The organism is Salinicoccus sp. Marseille-QA3875, assembly GCF_054950095.1.
This window is the reverse complement of record NZ_CM143103.1, coordinates 2,167,178-2,184,135: the sequence shown is the minus strand read 5'-3', so window position 1 is coordinate 2,184,135 and position 16,958 is coordinate 2,167,178. Positions and strand designations below refer to the sequence as shown.

The 16,958-nt window shown below is 46.2% G+C and carries 17 protein-coding genes; 3 read left to right on the top strand and 14 right to left on the bottom strand.

Translation table 11 applies throughout. The annotated features are described in order from the left end of the window. Positions 1–3: 3 nt before the first annotated feature. From ACY8DT_RS11115 to ACY8DT_RS11080, 8 genes are all read right to left on the bottom strand, one after another. Positions 4–993 carry a bile acid:sodium symporter family protein gene (locus ACY8DT_RS11115; protein WP_462420376.1) on the bottom strand — a complete coding sequence of 330 codons (990 nt, stop codon included), beginning with the start codon at positions 991–993 and terminating at the stop codon, positions 4–6. Positions 994–1,359: 366 nt separating this feature from the next. Beyond that, positions 1,360–2,409 (bottom strand): DUF4064 domain-containing protein, encoded by a 1,050-nt coding sequence (locus ACY8DT_RS11110; protein ID WP_462420375.1) that lies wholly within the window; start codon positions 2,407–2,409, stop codon positions 1,360–1,362. A 133-nt stretch (positions 2,410–2,542) separates the two neighbouring features. After that, the gene (locus ACY8DT_RS11105) at positions 2,543–2,818 is read right to left on the bottom strand and encodes a UPF0223 family protein (RefSeq protein ID WP_462420374.1); all 276 of its coding nucleotides are present in this window, start codon (positions 2,816–2,818) and stop codon (positions 2,543–2,545) included. A gap of 65 nt (positions 2,819–2,883) precedes the next feature. Beyond that, the gene (lpdA, locus tag ACY8DT_RS11100) at positions 2,884–4,290 is read right to left on the bottom strand and encodes a dihydrolipoyl dehydrogenase (RefSeq protein WP_462420373.1); all 1,407 of its coding nucleotides are present in this window, start codon (positions 4,288–4,290) and stop codon (positions 2,884–2,886) included. Between the two features lie 5 nt (positions 4,291–4,295). Further along, the gene (locus ACY8DT_RS11095) at positions 4,296–5,594 is read right to left on the bottom strand and encodes a dihydrolipoamide acetyltransferase family protein (protein WP_462420372.1); all 1,299 of its coding nucleotides are present in this window, start codon (positions 5,592–5,594) and stop codon (positions 4,296–4,298) included. Between the two features lie 29 nt (positions 5,595–5,623). Then, positions 5,624–6,601 (bottom strand): alpha-ketoacid dehydrogenase subunit beta, encoded by a 978-nt coding sequence (locus tag ACY8DT_RS11090; protein ID WP_462420371.1) that lies wholly within the window; start codon positions 6,599–6,601, stop codon positions 5,624–5,626. 3 nt (positions 6,602–6,604) lie between these two features. Next, entirely contained in the window at positions 6,605–7,711 is a 1,107-nt protein-coding gene (gene pdhA, locus ACY8DT_RS11085) for a pyruvate dehydrogenase (acetyl-transferring) E1 component subunit alpha (protein ID WP_462420370.1), read from the bottom strand. A 171-nt stretch (positions 7,712–7,882) separates the two neighbouring features. After that, positions 7,883–8,515, bottom strand: coding sequence for a YkyA family protein (locus tag ACY8DT_RS11080; protein WP_462420369.1), 633 nt, complete (start codon positions 8,513–8,515; stop codon positions 7,883–7,885). Between the two features lie 109 nt (positions 8,516–8,624). On the opposite strand from ACY8DT_RS11080, the gene def reads away from it, so the two are divergent. Beyond that, complete coding sequence (def, locus tag ACY8DT_RS11075) at positions 8,625–9,176, top strand: peptide deformylase (RefSeq protein ID WP_462420368.1); 552 nt, start codon at positions 8,625–8,627, stop codon at positions 9,174–9,176. A gap of 24 nt (positions 9,177–9,200) precedes the next feature. Here the strand turns inward: def and ACY8DT_RS11070 are convergent, their stop codons facing one another. Further along, on the bottom strand, positions 9,201–9,464 hold the full coding sequence (locus tag ACY8DT_RS11070; RefSeq protein WP_462420367.1) for a hypothetical protein: 264 nt from the start codon (positions 9,462–9,464) through the stop codon (positions 9,201–9,203). Positions 9,465–9,749: 285 nt separating this feature from the next. On the opposite strand from ACY8DT_RS11070, the gene ACY8DT_RS11065 reads away from it, so the two are divergent. Together ACY8DT_RS11065 and rnjA are read left to right on the top strand one after the other, a co-directional pair. Then, positions 9,750–9,965, top strand: coding sequence for a DNA-dependent RNA polymerase subunit epsilon (locus tag ACY8DT_RS11065; RefSeq protein ID WP_462420366.1), 216 nt, complete (start codon positions 9,750–9,752; stop codon positions 9,963–9,965). After that, positions 9,962–11,659 carry a ribonuclease J1 gene (gene rnjA / locus ACY8DT_RS11060; RefSeq protein ID WP_462422263.1) on the top strand — a complete coding sequence of 566 codons (1,698 nt, stop codon included), beginning with the start codon at positions 9,962–9,964 and terminating at the stop codon, positions 11,657–11,659. The genes ACY8DT_RS11065 and rnjA overlap by 4 nt, the downstream gene beginning before the upstream one ends. 111 nt (positions 11,660–11,770) lie before the next feature. On the opposite strand, the gene ACY8DT_RS11055 is transcribed toward rnjA, so the two are convergent. From ACY8DT_RS11055 to ACY8DT_RS11035, 5 genes are all read right to left on the bottom strand, one after another. Beyond that, positions 11,771–12,253, bottom strand: a complete 483-nt coding sequence (locus tag ACY8DT_RS11055; protein ID WP_462420365.1) for a hypothetical protein — start codon at positions 12,251–12,253, stop codon at positions 11,771–11,773. A gap of 7 nt (positions 12,254–12,260) precedes the next feature. After that, the gene (locus ACY8DT_RS11050) at positions 12,261–12,920 is read right to left on the bottom strand and encodes a potassium channel family protein (RefSeq protein WP_462420364.1); all 660 of its coding nucleotides are present in this window, start codon (positions 12,918–12,920) and stop codon (positions 12,261–12,263) included. Positions 12,921–13,055: 135 nt separating this feature from the next. Next, positions 13,056–14,081: a cytochrome d ubiquinol oxidase subunit II gene (locus ACY8DT_RS11045; RefSeq protein WP_462422262.1), complete on the bottom strand. Its 1,026-nt coding sequence runs from the start codon at positions 14,079–14,081 to the stop codon at positions 13,056–13,058. Between the two features lie 5 nt (positions 14,082–14,086). Then, complete coding sequence (locus ACY8DT_RS11040) at positions 14,087–15,436, bottom strand: cytochrome ubiquinol oxidase subunit I (RefSeq protein ID WP_462420363.1); 1,350 nt, start codon at positions 15,434–15,436, stop codon at positions 14,087–14,089. Positions 15,437–15,535: 99 nt separating this feature from the next. Next, positions 15,536–16,849, bottom strand: coding sequence for an MFS transporter (locus ACY8DT_RS11035; protein WP_462420362.1), 1,314 nt, complete (start codon positions 16,847–16,849; stop codon positions 15,536–15,538). Between the last annotated feature and the right edge of the window lie 109 nt (positions 16,850–16,958).

Below are 16,958 nucleotides of genomic sequence, written 5' to 3'. Positions count from 1 at the left end.
CTTTTAAGTGATTATTTCTTCCGTTTTACCCGTCTCTTCTACTTCTGTCGCCTTATCATCATCGTCATTCTTCATTTTACTCAACCAGTTCGCAACAAGCGAACCTGAAATGTTGTGCCATACCGAGAAAATCGCACCGGGTACAGCGGCAATTGGTGAGAAATGAGCAGTCGCAAGCGCTGTCGCAAGCCCTGAGTTCTGCATACCGACTTCGATTGATATCGCCTTCTGATCCTGGACTTTGAAATTAAGCAGTCTGCCGATAAGGAATCCGACACCGTAGCCCAACAGGTTATGAAGGATGACCACAGCAAAGATCAACAATCCAGTTTCGATGATATTTTGAACGTTCGTAGAAACAACAGCTGTGATTACAGCGATTATACCAACAACTGACACCAATGGTAAAACCCCGACCACTTTTTCCACTCTTTCACCGCCAAGCAGGTAGTTGACCACTACACCCGCAACAACCGGTATCAATACAATCTGGACGATTGAAATGAACATATCCATAAATGATACAGGAAGCAGTGCACTCGCAAGCAATAAAGTAAGCATCGGCGTGATGACCGGTGCGAGCAGCGTGGAAATCGAAGTTGCCGCAATGGATAATGCCACGTTGCCTTTTGCAAGGAATGTCATAACGTTCGATGAAGTACCGCCCGGACAGCAGCCGACTAAAATGACTCCGATTGCAATTTCAGCAGGCAGTTGGAATATCCACACAAGAAGTACTGCGATTCCCGGCATGATGATATACTGGGCAGCCACTGTTAACAATACGGCTTTCGGAGCCTTAACCACTTCTTTGAAGTCACCGAGCTTCAAAGTCAGCCCCATGCCAAACATGATGATACCGAGCAGGATTGAAATATAAGGTGCAATCCAGCTGAATCCGGATGGAAATACAAATGCCAGAACAGCAAACACCAGTGCCCACACAGCAAAAGTATTACCGACAAACTGGCTGAAACGAATTAAAGCATTCATAAACAAGACCCCATTCTATGTAATTTTATTTAATAGAACTTATATTATCAGATTTTGGGCAATGTCAATAGCTTTATTTTTAAATTTTTAGAATCTTGTAACGTTTCAATTAATTGCATGTACCTCTTCCATGTTGATTTCATCACATTGGTAACGATTCCATATATGCCTTGAAAAATTTGTAACTTTTTGCACTGGAGTTCAGTAAGCCAGGCCAAATTATGCTTTATCACATGTTCGTTCTGTTGGCGAACATGTATTAAACCTCCATCACATGCTCGTGCGGCTGGCGAACATGTATTAAACCTCAAATATGATAATCATTACAAAAAAAACCCGCAAAAATGCGGGCTTTCAAATTAAACTTTATAGTTCATCATTGTTGCGACGGTCTACATTTTGACGGCGCTCTGATGAAGCATCGTTATCGTAGCCGTAGGTCTTGCCTTTACGGTCGACTTCTTCGCGTGCATCGAAGGCGGGTGCGTTATCTCTTTCGCGCTTTCTTCCTCCGCGCTCGCGGGAAATTCCTGAACCGCGTTCATTTTCGACTTCCATGCCGTGTGTACGGTTGAACTCATCATCTGTAACAGGTTCAACTGCGTCGGATGAATCAATGTTACCGTCGACATAGTTATCACGTTTTTCAGAATCTCTGTAGTCCTTTTCATCAATCTTGCTGAATTTTCGTGTCGCTTCGATATCTTCGTCACGACGGGCATCGCGTCGGCCGTCATCTTTGTAATCACGGTCGGTACGTACATCATCATCGAGCGGTGCAGCGACTCCCGCATTGCGGTCTCTTTCAAATTCACGGTCGCGCTCGAGCTGATTTCTGCGCTCGAAGTCGCGGTCTCCGTCCAGGTCACGTTCGCGGTTGACAGGCCCGGCATTCGGGTCTTCCGCACGGTCTCTCACTCCGCCGCGGTCCATCGGATCGAGTCCGTCATCCATGATCACTTCATCTTTTCTGACAAATAAAAGTATTGCCGCGATGATGAAGAATAAAGGAATCAGACCTGTCACGACACCGATTACCAATGGTGCCGACAGTATACCTGCAAGCAGCATCAGAAATCCTGACAAAATTCGTCTCTTCATTGTTAATAGTCCAAAAAGACCTAAAATCAACGGTAAAATCAAATATAATGCAATCATCCAGAAACTGTTCAGCATGTTGAGTGCAGTCTGAGTCAGTTCTTCAGGTGTGAACCCTTCTACATTCTGTGCTTCAAAGGATTGTTCCATCTGTGTTGTAAATTGATCGATAAACGCCTGGTCATTCACTGTTACCAGTGAGAAAAATAAAAGTCCGCCGGCAACTAAAAGTAATCCTAGCCATGCCAGCCAGCCAAATATTTTTTCTGCAATCCGGCGTACCGGCCGTATTGTTTGAGTATATTCTCGTCTAGCCATAGGGACCTCCTGTAAATATGTCTTTTTGTATATGTCCTCTTTTAAATATTACCCAAGTTTATAAATATTAATCACGATAATTGACAGTATACCTTTTGATTTTAAAAAAGCGGGTGCTGTATCCCGCGGTAAATCATGGTCTTAAGATGTCTCCATCTCCAGAGTCCTTCAATTGTCTTGTCAAAGTGAAAGGTTCAAAACCGCTTCTTTCCTTAAACTCTTTGAACAGTGTCTTCTCTTCACTTTTCGTCGGCACGACTTTCTTGAAGTTTTTATAATGGTCTTTAAGCTGACCGGCTCCGATGCCTTCGTCATAACCGGTTTCAACCGCTTCAAAAAATTCGACGACTGCGATTATCTCTTCGGTCGACCAGTCATCATCCAGCGGATAGCTGTATCCTTCATTCACTTTTATTCACCTCACGCAAATATAAATCAAAAATAAAAGGCGTCATAAAGACGCCTTCAATCATATTACATAGAGTGGATCGGACGGCCTAATGCAACTTCAGCCGCTTCCATAGGAATTTCACCTAAAGTAGGGTGTGCATGGATTGTCAGAGCAATGTCTTCTAAAGTAATGCCCGTCTCAACTGCAAGACCGAGTTCAGCAATGATGTCTGAAGCACCGTCACCGGCAATTTGAGCACCAAGTACAAGCCCGTCCTCTTTACGGGCAACCACTTTGACGAACCCATCCGTTTTGTTAAGGCCGAGCGCACGTCCGTTGGCACCGAACGGGAACTGTCCTGTGACAACTTCGTAGCCTTCTTCTTTTGCATCTGCTTCGTTGAATCCGACAGTTGCAAGTTCAGGTTCTGTGAAACATACTGCAGGCATGCCGATGTAATCAACTTCTGATTTCTCGCCGGCAATCGCTTCAGCAGCAATTTTACCTTCGTAGCTTGCTTTATGTGCAAGTGGAAGACCGTGAACAATATCACCGATTGCGAAAATATTGTCGATTGAAGTTCTTGACTGCTTGTCCACTTCAATCAGGCCGCGGTCATCTTTTTTGACGCCGAGCTCATCCAGGCCGATTTCTTCAGTGTTCGGTTTACGGCCGACTGTTACAAGTACGTAGTCCGCTTCAACTTCGTGCGTTTCACCTTTAGCTTCATAAGTGACTTTCACACCGTTTTCAGTTTCTTCAGCAGATTGGGCCATCGCTTTTGTAACGATTGTCGCACCTTTTTTCTTAAGGTTACGCTTCACAAGTGAAGTCATACGCTTTTCGAATCCGCCGAGGATGTCTTTCTGCCCTTCAAGGATCGTCACTTCTGTACCGAAGTTTGCATATGCAGTACCAAGCTCGGTACCGATATAGCCGCCGCCGATGACAACCAGTTTCTCAGGCTTCTCTTCAAGAGCAAGTGCACCTGTTGAGTCGATGATACGCTCGCCGAATTTGAATCCTGGAATCTCAATCGGGCGTGAACCCGTTGCGATGATTGCATTTTTGAATTTGTAAGTCTGCGACTGTTTTTCATCCATCACTTTCAACGTGTTGTTATCTACGAAATAAGCTTCACCTTTGACCATGTCCACTTTGTTGCCTTTCAGCAGACCTTCGACACCGCCGACCAATTTATCAACGACGCTCTCTTTGAAAGACTGTACTTTAGAGAAGTCAAGGCTGACACCTTCAGTTTTAACGCCCATTTCCTCAGAATTGAGTGCTTCCTGATAACGGTGTGATGATGAGATGACCGCTTTTGACGGAATACATCCGACGTTCAGGCAGACGCCGCCCCAAGCTTCTTTTTCTACAATCGTCACTTTCTGGCCTGTCTGGGCTGCACGGATTGCCGCAACATACCCACCAGGACCTGCACCAACTACAATAGTATCTGTTTCAATAGGAAAATCTCCAACTACCATTCTACTTATCCCTCCATTAGTAATAAATCCGGATTGTTCAATAATCTCTTCATATGATTTAATGCAGTTTGAGCTTTCATGCCGTCAACCTGTCTATGATCATAGCTCAATGATAACGCAAGAACACGTGCCGGGACAACTTGTCCTTCTCTTACAATTGCTTTTTCTTCAATGCGGCCGATACCGAGTATTGCTACTTCAGGCTGGTTGATGACCGGAGTGAAATGAGACCCGCCGGCTGAGCCGAGGTTTGAAATGGACATTGATCCACCCTTCATTTCATCACCTGACAACTTGCCGTCACGTGCTTTTTCAGCAAGCTCGTTAATTTCATTTGAAATTTCGAACATTGATTTAGTGTCTGCATCTTTGATCACAGGTACAACCAGACCACGTTCGGTGTCTGCGGCAATACCTACATTATAGTAATGTTTCTGAATTATTTCCATCGTTTCGTTGTCGATTGAAGCATTCAGTTCAGGGAATTTCTTCAATGTTGACACAATTGCCTTAACTACATAAGGGAGGAATGTCAGTTTAACACCCTGCTCCGCAGCAATGTCCTTGAACTTCTTACGGTGATTCCAAAGATCATCCACGACAACTTCATCCATATGAGTAACGTGAGGTGATGTCTGTTTTGAGTTTACCATCGCTTTTGCGATCGCACGCCTCATGCCGGACATCTTTTCTCTTGTTTCGCGTGAACCCTCCTGTGAAGCACTTGCTGCAACTTGAGTTTCTTCCTGAGTCTCTTCTTCAGATGAAGCTTCTTCGGATGCTGCCGGTGCGTCGCCACTCTTGAAGGCTTCAATATCTTCTTTTGTCACACGGCCATTTTTGCCTGACCCTGTCACTTCGTTGATGTCCACATCTTCTTCACGTGCAAACTTGCGCACGGACGGCATGGCGATGACGCGCCCGCCGGAAGATTTCTTTTCTTTCTTCTCTTCGGACTCATCTTCGGACTTGGAGGCTTCTTTGTCATCTGCTTCAGAATCGTCTTTCTTTTCATCTTTGGACTCCTCTTTTTCAGATGGTTCTTCAGATTCGCCGCTGTCTTCCGACCCGTCGTCGATAGTTACGATAACAGTACCGACAGTCGTCGTTTCTCCTTCATCAACATGGATTTTTTGGATTGTACCGTCAACCTGGGACGGGATTTCAACCAATGCTTTATCGTTCTGGATTTCAACCAGAACGTCATCTTCTTTGATTTCATCGCCTTCGGCAACCATCCATTTTGCTATTTCACCTTCGTGGATACCTTCACCGATATCCGGCAGTTTAAATTCAAAAGCCACAGTAACTCCTCCTTTGTATGGTGTTTATTTTAGAAATTGTAAACCTCTTTAGCTTTTTCAACAATATCATCTTTGTTCGGCAGCCATACTTCTTCTGCCTGAGTGAACGGATATACAGTGTCCGGAGCCGTGACACGCTTGATCGGCGCTTCCAGGCTGAGGATTACACGCTCTGACAGTTCAGCTGCAACGTTTGCGGCAATACCTGCCTGGCGCTGTGCTTCCTGCACAACAACTGCACGGTTCGTCTTCTCGACTGATTCGACCAGTGTGTCGTAATCCACCGGTGATACAGTTCTAAGGTCGATCACTTCTGCAGAGATGCCGTCTTCTTCAAGCGCTTCTGCAGCTTTGATTGATTCCTGTACCATCGCACCGTATGCAATCAATGTCACGTCAGTGCCTTCTCTTTTAACATTCGCTTTGCCGATTTCAACCGTGTAGTCCTCTTCAGGCACGTCTTCACGGAATGAACGGTAAAGTTTCATATGCTCGAGGAACACGACAGGGTCGTTTGATCGGATCGCTTCGATCAGAAGACCTTTCGCATCCACCGGATTTGAAGGAATGACCACTTTCAGACCAGGAGTCTGGGCCATCAGCCCTTCCAATGAGTCCGCATGCATTTCAGGAGTGTGCACACCGCCGCCGAATGGCGCACGAATGACAACCGGCATCGGTTTTGAAGCACCTGAACGGAAGCGGTGTCTTGCGATCTGACCCGCCACCCCGTCCATTGCTTCGAATAAAAACCCGAAGAACTGGATTTCCATTACCGGGCGGTAGCCTTCCAGCGTCAGTCCGAGTCCAAGTGATACAAGTCCGCTTTCTGCAAGCGGCGTATCGAATACGCGCTCCTCGCCGAATTCTTTCTGCAGGCCTTCAGTCGCACGGAAGACGCCGCCGTTGACACCGACATCCTCACCAAAGACCAGGACATTCTCATCATTTTTGAGTTCAGTGGCCATCGCTTCTGTGATCGCCTGAATCATTGTCTTTTCAGCCATTGTTTATTTCGACTCCTTTTCTTTGTAGACTTCATACTGCTCTTTCAAGTTTGACGGCATATCGTCATACATGATTTCCATCAGCTGCGTTACAGTCTGCTTGTCAGCACCGTCCGCTTCCTTGATGGCTTTTTTAATTTCTTCTTTTGCCTGTTCCATAACTTCTTCTTCTTTATCTTCGTTCCATAAATCCTTACCTTCAAGGAATAGACGGAAACGCACCAATGGGTCTTTCTTCTCCCACTCGGAATCCTCATCCGACGTACGGTAACGCGTCGGGTCGTCGCCCGCCATCGTGTGTGCACCGTAACGGTAGCAGAGTGTCTCGATCAATGTCGGGCCGTCACCAGCCACTGCACGGTCACGTGCATCTTTGGTCACTTTATATACAGCGAGCGGATCCATGCCGTCTACATAGACGCCCGGAATTCCGACCGCGACCGCTTTTTGCGCAAGTGTTTTAGCATTCGTCTGCAGTTCGCGCGGCGTAGAGATTGCGTAGTGGTTGTTCTGGATGACGAAAATCGCCGGCGCCAGATATGCACTCGCAAAGTTGATGCCTTCATAGAAATCGCCCTGTGAGGAACCGCCGTCACCCGTGTAGGTGATTGCCACCGATTTCTTACCCCGCTTCTTGATGCCGAGAGCAATACCGGCAGTCTGGACAAACTGTGCACCGATGATGATCTGTGGACTTAAAGCGTTTACACCTTCAGGGAACTGATTTCCCTTGAAGTGCCCGCGTGAGAATAAAAATGCCTGTGTCAGCGGAAGACCATGCCATATCAGCTGAGGTACATCACGGTATCCCGGGACGATGTAGTCCTCTTTCTCCAACGCATACTGGCTCGCAAGCTGTGAAGCTTCCTGGCCGGCAGTCGGTGCGTAGAAACCGAGACGGCCCTGTCTGCTGAGTGAGATTGAACGCTGGTCAAGGACACGTGTCCAAACCATGCGCGTCATCAATTCTACAAGTTCGTCGTCTGATAAGTCGGGCATGTCGCCCTTGTTTACTACTTCCCCTTTTTCGTTCAAAATCTGGTACATCTCAAATTTGCCTTCGATCTCTTCCAGTGTTTTGACTGGATCGAATCCTTTTTTAGGTGCCATTGAATGTTCACCGAACCTTTCACATTTTTTAATGTTTATTTTGTAGCTCTTATTAATAATTTTATCACAGTCTGTTACAACAGTAAATTCAGCAGTTGCGAAACAGATAGACCGAAACATTGATGCTACAACGTTTACTTAATGAAACAGAAAAATCTGTTATAGCACACTTTAAGATTCATCAAGAATTTCATAAACTTCACGCTTCACTTCATTCAACCGATCCGTCGCTGTGGAATATTCTTCCTGCAGCGCTGTCAGCCCGTCATATTCTTCATTGAGTGTATTGATCTGGTCATCGATATCATCCTGGCTCAGATTTTCGGCTCCCTGCAGATACTCGAACAACTCCTCTTCGCTGCCCAGTACATTTTTAAACGATTCCATCAGTTCGCCATGTTTCGCATAACGGTCATCTGCTGCAGCAATCAGTGCTTCTGCCTGCTGACGGTAATCTTCATTGCTGATATCCCCGATCAGCTCTTCTGATTCCTCCGCAGCCGTCCTGGACTCCTCCATCACTGACGACTCCTCATTGATCAGTTCAAGCCGTTCAGATGTATTTTCAGCCAGTGATTCGCTCATCTCATTCAGTTCGCTGCGTTCTGCAGTCGATAGGTCTTCCTGAATCTGACCACGTCTGTTCTCAAGCCTGTTGAAGTTATCATTGATTTCACTGATTTCAGATTCAACATCCAGCGTTTCCTGGAACTTCACATAAAAAGTTTCCAGTTCATCGATCTCGTTATTACAGGCCGACAAAATAAAAACCAGCCCCAACATTAATGCTGTAATTCTCTTCATTGATAAAAATCCTCCGCAACATCAAAATTTATGTAATCTTAGTACTGATATACACGACTCTTTTATAGTATACTATAAATATTCTTACACAAAAACAGGAGGGTTTACCTTGCTAACAATGAAAGATATCGTCCGCGACCCGGCCCCTATTTTAAGGAAGAAGGCTGCGGAAGTGAGTGAGATTGACGAAGAAACAATTTCACAATTGAAAAGTATGAGAGAATATCTCAAAAACTCTCAAAATGAGGAAATGGCAGAGAAATATAAATTAAGGTCAGGCGTCGGCCTTGCGGCACCTCAGATCGGTCTCGACAAGCGCATGCTTGCCATATATATCGAAAACACTGAAGGCGAAGTCGAATATGACTACATGCTGATCAACCCGAAAGTGAAAAGCCATTCGGTTGCTGAAACATATTTGCCCGGCGGAGAAGGCTGTTTGAGTGTTGACGAGGATATCGAAGGGCTTGTCCACCGCTACAATAGAATACGTGTCAGTGCGACGACCATTGACGGCAAACAGATTGAGATTAAAGCAAAAGGCATGCTCGCAGTCGTTCTGCAGCATGAAATCGACCATCTCGACGGCATCATGTTCTATGACCGCATCGATAAGGATTTCCCAAATGATCCAAAAATAGGCGCACAGCCGCTGGAATAATAAAAACCCGTGGATTCACGGGTTTTACATAAAATCATCACGACGTTCTTTAAATGGAACGTTTTTTTCATAAAGCAACGGTTTTAATTCTTCGAAAGTATCGGTATTCAACACCTCCGGATCTTTGTCGTACCGCGGCCGATGGACATCCACATGAGCGGCATCGTCGTCATATTTATAATTCATGACCACCCCTTTGTCACGCACATTGAACTCCAAACCGGTAAAATTGCGGTCCTCACGTTCTTTTTCCAGCAATATCTGAGATAATAGACTTTGTGCTTTCACAAGCTTCCCTCCAATCACTTCTATTATAAAGTCTTTGCATGCCAGCCGTCTATATTGTAAAATAAAATTAAGTATATATGGGATGTGGTCAATATGCTCAGACGGTTACGTCAAAGATGGAAGCAGAGACTCAGACGCATTCTCGGCAGAAAAGGTTTATTAGGCAATGAATTCTCGAGGAAAGATTGATCCGGAAATTGTGCTTGAACGTCTTTAAGCACAATTTTTTTAATGATATTGATAAAAACCAACAAAAACAAATATACTATAAAAGGAGATATTAACATGGCAGTATTCAAAGTGTTCTATCAGGAAAATCTAACAGATCGTATCATTCGTGAAGATACGCAGACAAAGTATTTCGAGGCGGAATCAGAAACGGAAATCCGTCAGCTTTTGAAAGATTCAGGTTATAACATTGAATTGGTGGAAAAGCTGAGCGATGCTCATCTGGATTACGAAAAAGAAAATAATGTCGATTTTAAGGTGGAGAATTTATAATGTCACTTGAAAAACAGGAAGTTGGCGTATACGCGCTGGGTGGTCTTGGTGAAATCGGCAAGAACATGTACTGCGTGGAATACAAAGACGAAATCATCATCATCGATGCGGGCATCAAATTCCCCGACGATGAACAGCTCGGTATCGACTACGTCATACCGGACTACAGTTATTTGATTGAAAACCAGTCGAAAATAAAAGCCGTCGTCGTTACACACGGTCACGAAGACCATATTGGCGGCATCCCGTATTTACTGAAAGAGATCAACGTACCGATATATTCGGGTCCGCTTGCACTTGGGCTGATCCGCAACAAATTGGAAGAACATCGTCTGCTGCGCACGGCAGAATTAAATGAAATCCATGAAGACAGTGTACTGAACTTCGGCAATATGAGTGTCGATTTCTTCCTGGTTACGCACTCCATACCGGAAGCGTACGGCGTCGTCGTGAGAACTCCCGAAGGCAATATCGTCCATACAGGCGACTTCAAATTTGACTTTACACCTGTCGGAGAGCCGGCAAACATTGCCAAAATGGCACAGCTCGGTGAAGAAGGCGTACTATGCCTGTTGTCGGATTCAACGAACGCAACCGTCCCGAACTTCACAGTCAGTGAAAAATCAGTCGGTCAGAATGTTGAAGACATCTTCAGAAAATGTACAGGCAGAATCATCTTTGCAACATTCGCCTCGAACATCTACCGTGTACAGCAGGCCATTGAAGCTGCAGTGAAGTTCGACCGCAAAATCTGCATTTTCGGACGCAGCATGGAAAACAACATCAAAATCGGAACGGAGCTCGGCTATATTAAAGCGCCGCCTGAGACGTTTATTGAGCCGAAAATGATCAACAAGATTGAAAAGCACAAAGTAATGATCCTCTGTACAGGTTCACAGGGCGAGCCGATGGCCGCATTGTCAAGAATTGCGAACGGCACACACCGTCAGATCAGCATCATTCCTGATGACACTGTAATTTTCAGTTCATCACCGATCCCCGGGAACACATTGAGTGTCAACCGTACGATCAACTCACTGTTCAAAGCAGGCGCTGACGTCATTCACGGCCGTCTGTCCAATATCCATACTTCCGGGCACGGTTCACAGGAAGAGCAGAAACTGATGCTCCGCCTGATCAGGCCGAAATACTTCATGCCGATCCACGGTGAATACCGCATGCTTGATCTTCATAAGCAGATGGCCATTTCAACAGGTGTCGAAGAAGACAACGTCTTCCTTATGGAAATCGGCGACGTACTCGCTCTGAAGAGTGATTCCGCCCGCATGAGCCACCGTGTTCAGGCAGGAACGGTTTTCGTCGACGGCATCGGTATCGGAGATATCGGCAACATCGTCCTCCGCGACCGTAAAGACCTGTCCGAAGAAGGACTTGCAATCGTCGTCGTCTCCATCGACTTCAAGACGAAGCAGCTTTTAAGCGGGCCGGACATCATTTCACGCGGTTTCGTCTACATGCGTGAATCATACGGCCTCATCAGAAGTGCCGAGAAGAAAATCAAGGACGACGTGAACAAACTGCTCAACTCCAAAGACAAAGTCGAGTGGTTCAACATCAAGCAGCTGATCATCGAAGAACTCAGCCAGCATCTATACAGAAAAACAAAACGCAGCCCGATGATTCTTCCTATGATCATGAGAATCAACGACGACAAACTGCAGAAGAAAAAATAAAATCATGATTATGCGAGGCCGCCCGGCAGATAATATGTCCGGGCGGCTTTTTTGTGATGCATGAATTTTTGGCGGTGTGAATGCGGCGTTCGCAGTTGATATTGTCGGATTTCATAATAAGATATTATGCATCAGCCGTTTAGTTGGAGACAATTCTGATGCCATCTGCACAGCAAACGCCCTCAGCTGTTTAGTTGGAGACAGTTCCCGCCTCATCTGCACAGCAAACGCTCTCAGATGTTTAGTTGGAGACAGTTCCCGCCTCATCTGCACAGCAAACGCTCTCAGATGTTTAGTTGGAGACAGTTCTGATGCCATCTGCACAGCAAACGCCCTCAGATGTTTAGTTGGAGACAGTTCTGATGCCATCTGCACAGCAAACGCCCTCAGATGTTTAGTTGGAGACAATTCCCGCCTCATCTGCACAGCAAACGCCCTCAGATGTTTAGTTGGAGACAATTCTGATGCCATCTGCACAGCAAACGCCCGCAGCCGTTTAGTAGGAGACAATCCACGCCTCATCTGCACAGCAAACGCCCACATTCTTTCATCGACAAAAAGCCGACCTCCGCAGGAAGGTCGGTTCACATGCACGTAACGGCTATCCCATCATCTTTTTCTCGAAATGTGTCAGGTCGTCGTCATCGCCTATTGAAATCAGCACGTCCCCTGTCAGTATTTTTACAGCGGGATCCGGGGACACGATGATGTCGTCATCGCGCTTGATCGCCAGGATGCTGATGCCGTATTCCGCGCGGATATCGAGGTCCAGAATGGAGCGGTTGATCATCTTTTCATTCGCGAGGTACTCGACAACCGAGTACTCACCGCCGAGCTCCAAATAATCCAGCACTGAATTAGAAACGAGTTTGTGCGCAATTCGCCGCCCCATATCACGCTCGGGATGGACGACAAAATCTGCGCCGATTTTCTCAAGCACCCGTGCATGATATGTACTCTGCGCTTTGACCGTCACTTTTTTCACGTCCATATCCTTCAGCAGCAGCGTCGTCAGAATACTCGACTGGATGTTATCCCCGATTGCAACCACCACATGATCGAAATTTCTGAGACCGAGATCTTTCAGAACCTGCTCGTCTGTCGTATTGGCAATCACTGATTTTGTTGCGATATCCTGAAATTCCTTCACCCGCTCGGCATCAACATCAATCGCAAGCACATCAACGTCAAGTTCCCTCAACTCATTGACGATGCTCCCGCCGAACCGGCCGAGCCCGATCACTGCAAATTCCTTTTTCACATGCCTCAACTCCGATTCAAATTATACTCACTAAAATATACCATCTCTATGATAAACTTATCCGGCCGGAATTTCACATATTTTTTCAAAATAAAAGCCTCGGCCCACACGCAGGGGCCGCGGCTTTCTTTATTATCAGTATCCATCTCCTTCTTTACCTTCAACATAATCTTTATCGAAGATGAAAAGTCTGAGCAGAAGGTACAGGCTCGGAATCAGCAGCAAAAGACCGAGTATGAAGACAATCGTCAGTGCAAATGCCATCGATTCGTTGACGACGCTCGTGTTGATTTCTATATAAGGATACAGGATATACGGCAGCTTACTGATGCCGTAGCCGTAAAACGCGAATGCAATCTGCACCATGATCATGATGAATGCCAGACCGAAATTGCGTTTCTTCCAGATCAGGAAGATGGCGATGATCATTGACAAAAGGCTAAATCCGAATAAATACCAGTAATCCTGTGCGGACTGGAAGTGTTCAAAGTTATGTTCCCGAAGGCTCAGGAATGTGAACTGGCTGATGACAATCATCGGCAGTGACCAGATCAAAAACCACTTTCTGAACGTTTCCATCGCATTTTTATTTTTCGCTTTTGATGCGTAATAAGTGAGGAATCCGCTGGACACGTAAAGGACCAGAATAATCGCTAAAAACACGACTGTCCATGCATATGAACTGAACAGCAGCTCCTCCAGATGCAGCTGGACGCCGCCGGCATCTTCATATATATAACCGCCTTCAGAAATCACAAGCACGATGGACAGTGATGCAGGAATCAAGAGTCCCGTCACACCGTATAAAAATGACCATGATTTACGCGGCTTCGTCGCACTCGAGTTGAATGCGTAATAGCTTCCCCTGATCGACAGTAATATCAGTGCGATACTCCCCGGTATCAGCAACGTCGTTCCGAGATAATACGCCGTATCGGGATAGAATCCGACGATACCGACGAAGAAGAATACGAAGAATACGTTCGTCGTTTCCCACACCGGGCTCAAATAACGCTGGATAATATGACTGACTTTCTGGTGTTGCCCGGTTTCTATCGCATAATAGTTGAAGAATCCGGCACCGAAGTCAATCGATGCCACAATCACGTAACCATACAGAAACGTCCAGAGCACGGTAATACCAATCATTTCAAAGTTCAAATCCATCATTTTGCATCCACTCCTTCACCGTAAAATTCTTCGCGTGAAGATTCAGCAGAACTGTTGTTGAACATTTTGACCAGCACGTAGGCACATGTGAAGCCGAGCAACGCGTACAGTACGATGAATGACACCAGCACTATGCCGAGCCCGTCCGCATTGGTCACGGCTTCTGAGACCCGCATGTAACCTCTGATGATCCACGGCTGCCGTCCCATTTCCGCCAGGAACCATCCTGCTTCGATTGCCATCATGGACAATGGACCAGCCAGGAAATAGAGGTATAGCAGCGCCGGATGGTGTTCATTAAACTTGGTGAACTTCTTGATGATGAAGTACAGCAATGCCACCCCGAAGGCGTACATGCCGAAGACGACCATCAGGTCAAAGAAGTAGTGTATCACCAGAGGCGGATGTTCCTCCTCCGGTATATCGTTCAGACCGGTCACTTCCGTGTCGAACGAGTTGCCGGACAGGAAGCTCAGCGCCCACGGTATTCTGAGGGCGTAGTTGACTTCCTGATTCTCCTCATCCAATAATCCGAATAAGACCAGATCCGCATGCGACTCGGTCTCATAATGCCATTCCATCGCAGCCAGTTTCTCGGGCTGTTCATTGTGCAGGAATTTAGCCGAGAAGTCACCTGCCAAAATTGTGAGGAGCGCTGTGACGATACCGATTGACATCGTCACTTTCAATGCTTTCTTGTGGTACTCCGCATCTTTTTCGAATTTATTTTTAATGAGTTTGAATGCTGCGATCGAACCGAGTATGAATGCGGCCGTCATGTAAGCCGTCGCCACCACGTGGAAGACGCGGACATAGACAGACGGGTTCAGCATCGCCGCGATCGGGTCGATGTTGACGAACATTTCCTCTGACAGTTCAAACCCTGCCGGTGTGTTCATAAATGAGTTCACCGACGTGATGAACACCGCCGACAATGTTGAACCGATGACGATCGGAATGTTCAAAAGCCAGTGATGCCAAGGATTTTTGAAACGATCCCATGTATATAAGAAAATACCTAAAAATATAGCTTCAAAGAAAAACGCAAAAACTTCCATGAACAGAGGCAGTGCGATGATCTGTCCGCCGAGCCTCATGAAATCGGGCCATATCAATGATAATTGGAGCCCGATGATGGTCCCTGTAACTACCCCGACCGCGATAGTCACCGTAAACCCTTTGGCAATCCTTCTTGCCATCGTAAGATATTGGGAGTCTTTTTTTCTGATACCCAAAAATTCCATGACCATAATAACAATCGGTATACCGACACCAATAGTCGCAAAGATTATGTGGAAACCCAGTGTACTTGCTGTTATTATACGTCCTAAAAGAACCTCATCCACTTAAATCACTCCTTATATGCGTACCCTATATTATATATTCAAATGTGTCGATTTCAATTGATATCACATGACAATATTGTGAAAAATTGTGCAAATAAACTACTCAGACACCATATCATCCGCTTCTCTATCTTCTTTGACAAATGTATGGAATATAATTCCAATGATCACCATGACCAGCAGGCTCGTAATCGCAATTCGTGAAGCGAGCGGCCCGTACTGGCTGAGTGCCAGAGTTATCGTCCCGTATATGAACGGTCCGACGATCGCACTCATCTTCGCACTGAATGCGAACAGCCCGAAGAACTGCCCTTCACGTCCCGGCGGCGCCAGTTCGATGATCATCGTTCTTGATACCACCCAGACAGACCCCATCGCGATGCCGAACATCGATGCTGCGATCCAGAAAGTCCACATCGGCATCGGTACGGCTGCGACTGTAATCGCGGCTCCGAGTAAAATTGAAATGATTAAGAAAGTTTTCTTGGAGCCGAGGGCTTTATTCACAAAACCGAATATGAGAGCGCCGACGATGCTGAAACCGGTCGCCACCATGAAGACGACCAGGAAATCCGACGGGCTGAAACCGACGACCGTCGTCGCGTACGGCTGCATCATCGCGATTGCCGTCGCGAGCGCATCGTTCACAAAAAAGTAGGCGATCATGAAAAAGAATATCGAGGGATAATTCCGCGCCTCTTTGAAGGTCTGGTAAATATCTTTGTATCCCTTCAGAAAAGATTTTGATGAAGATGCTGCCTGCTTGACATGTTTGTCTTTATTGATGAAAAACAGCGGCAGTGCAAATATCAGGAATAAAATCCCCGACAGCCAGAATGTGTTGTGGATGCCGGCGTCACCGACGACATACATGACCGTGATGATACCGAATAGTGTACCCAGATAACCGAGCGCCACACCGAACCCCGATATCAGCGGTATTTCCTTTTTCCTGCCGAGCGACGACAGCATGCCGTCATAGAACACATTTCCTGAGCTGAAGCCGAATTTTGCGATGACGAAAATAATGATGGTGAGTACGAGGCCGTTCGGCAGTCCGAATATCAGACCTGTGTTCATATCACCGAAGATGCCCATTAAAATCGCGCCCGTCACTGTAATCAGAGTGAAGATCATGACAAAATGCTTCCGCCTGCCCGTCCGGTCCATGACAACACCGTAAAGCGGGGAAAACAATATCAGCAGAATCGCCGCAGCCGCGTTGGCATAGGCGATGATCGTCGACGCAATCTGCTCAAGCTGGGGATTATCCCCCACCACTGCCGTAATATACTGCGGAAAAAACAAAGTGACGATATTCGCCGAGAATATCGTATTTGCAAAGTCAAAAAATGCCCATGCCAGAATCGGCAGAGATAAAAACAGAGCCAGCGGTTTACGTGTCTTTTCCATATGGACCTCCAAAATAATCATAATCACTGCAGGTTATTTGTATTTCGCATTGAGCTTTCGTTGATCACACGTTCGCTGTGGGCTGCGAGCATGTGTTAAACCTCCAGCA

Coding starts and splice junctions, on each gene's coding strand:
- ACY8DT_RS11115 (WP_462420376.1), bottom strand. CDS start 993: ATGAATGCTTTAATTCGTTTCAGCCAGTTTGTCGGTAATACTTTTGCT.
- ACY8DT_RS11110 (WP_462420375.1), bottom strand. CDS start 2,409: ATGGCTAGACGAGAATATACTCAAACAATACGGCCGGTACGCCGGATT.
- lpdA (WP_462420373.1), bottom strand. CDS start 4,290: ATGGTAGTTGGAGATTTTCCTATTGAAACAGATACTATTGTAGTTGGT.
- ACY8DT_RS11090 (WP_462420371.1), bottom strand. CDS start 6,601: ATGGCTGAAAAGACAATGATTCAGGCGATCACAGAAGCGATGGCCACT.
- pdhA (WP_462420370.1), bottom strand. CDS start 7,711: ATGGCACCTAAAAAAGGATTCGATCCAGTCAAAACACTGGAAGAGATC.
- ACY8DT_RS11080 (WP_462420369.1), bottom strand. CDS start 8,515: ATGAAGAGAATTACAGCATTAATGTTGGGGCTGGTTTTTATTTTGTCG.
- ACY8DT_RS11065 (WP_462420366.1), top strand. CDS start 9,750: ATGGCAGTATTCAAAGTGTTCTATCAGGAAAATCTAACAGATCGTATC.
- ACY8DT_RS11035 (WP_462420362.1), bottom strand. CDS start 16,849: ATGGAAAAGACACGTAAACCGCTGGCTCTGTTTTTATCTCTGCCGATT.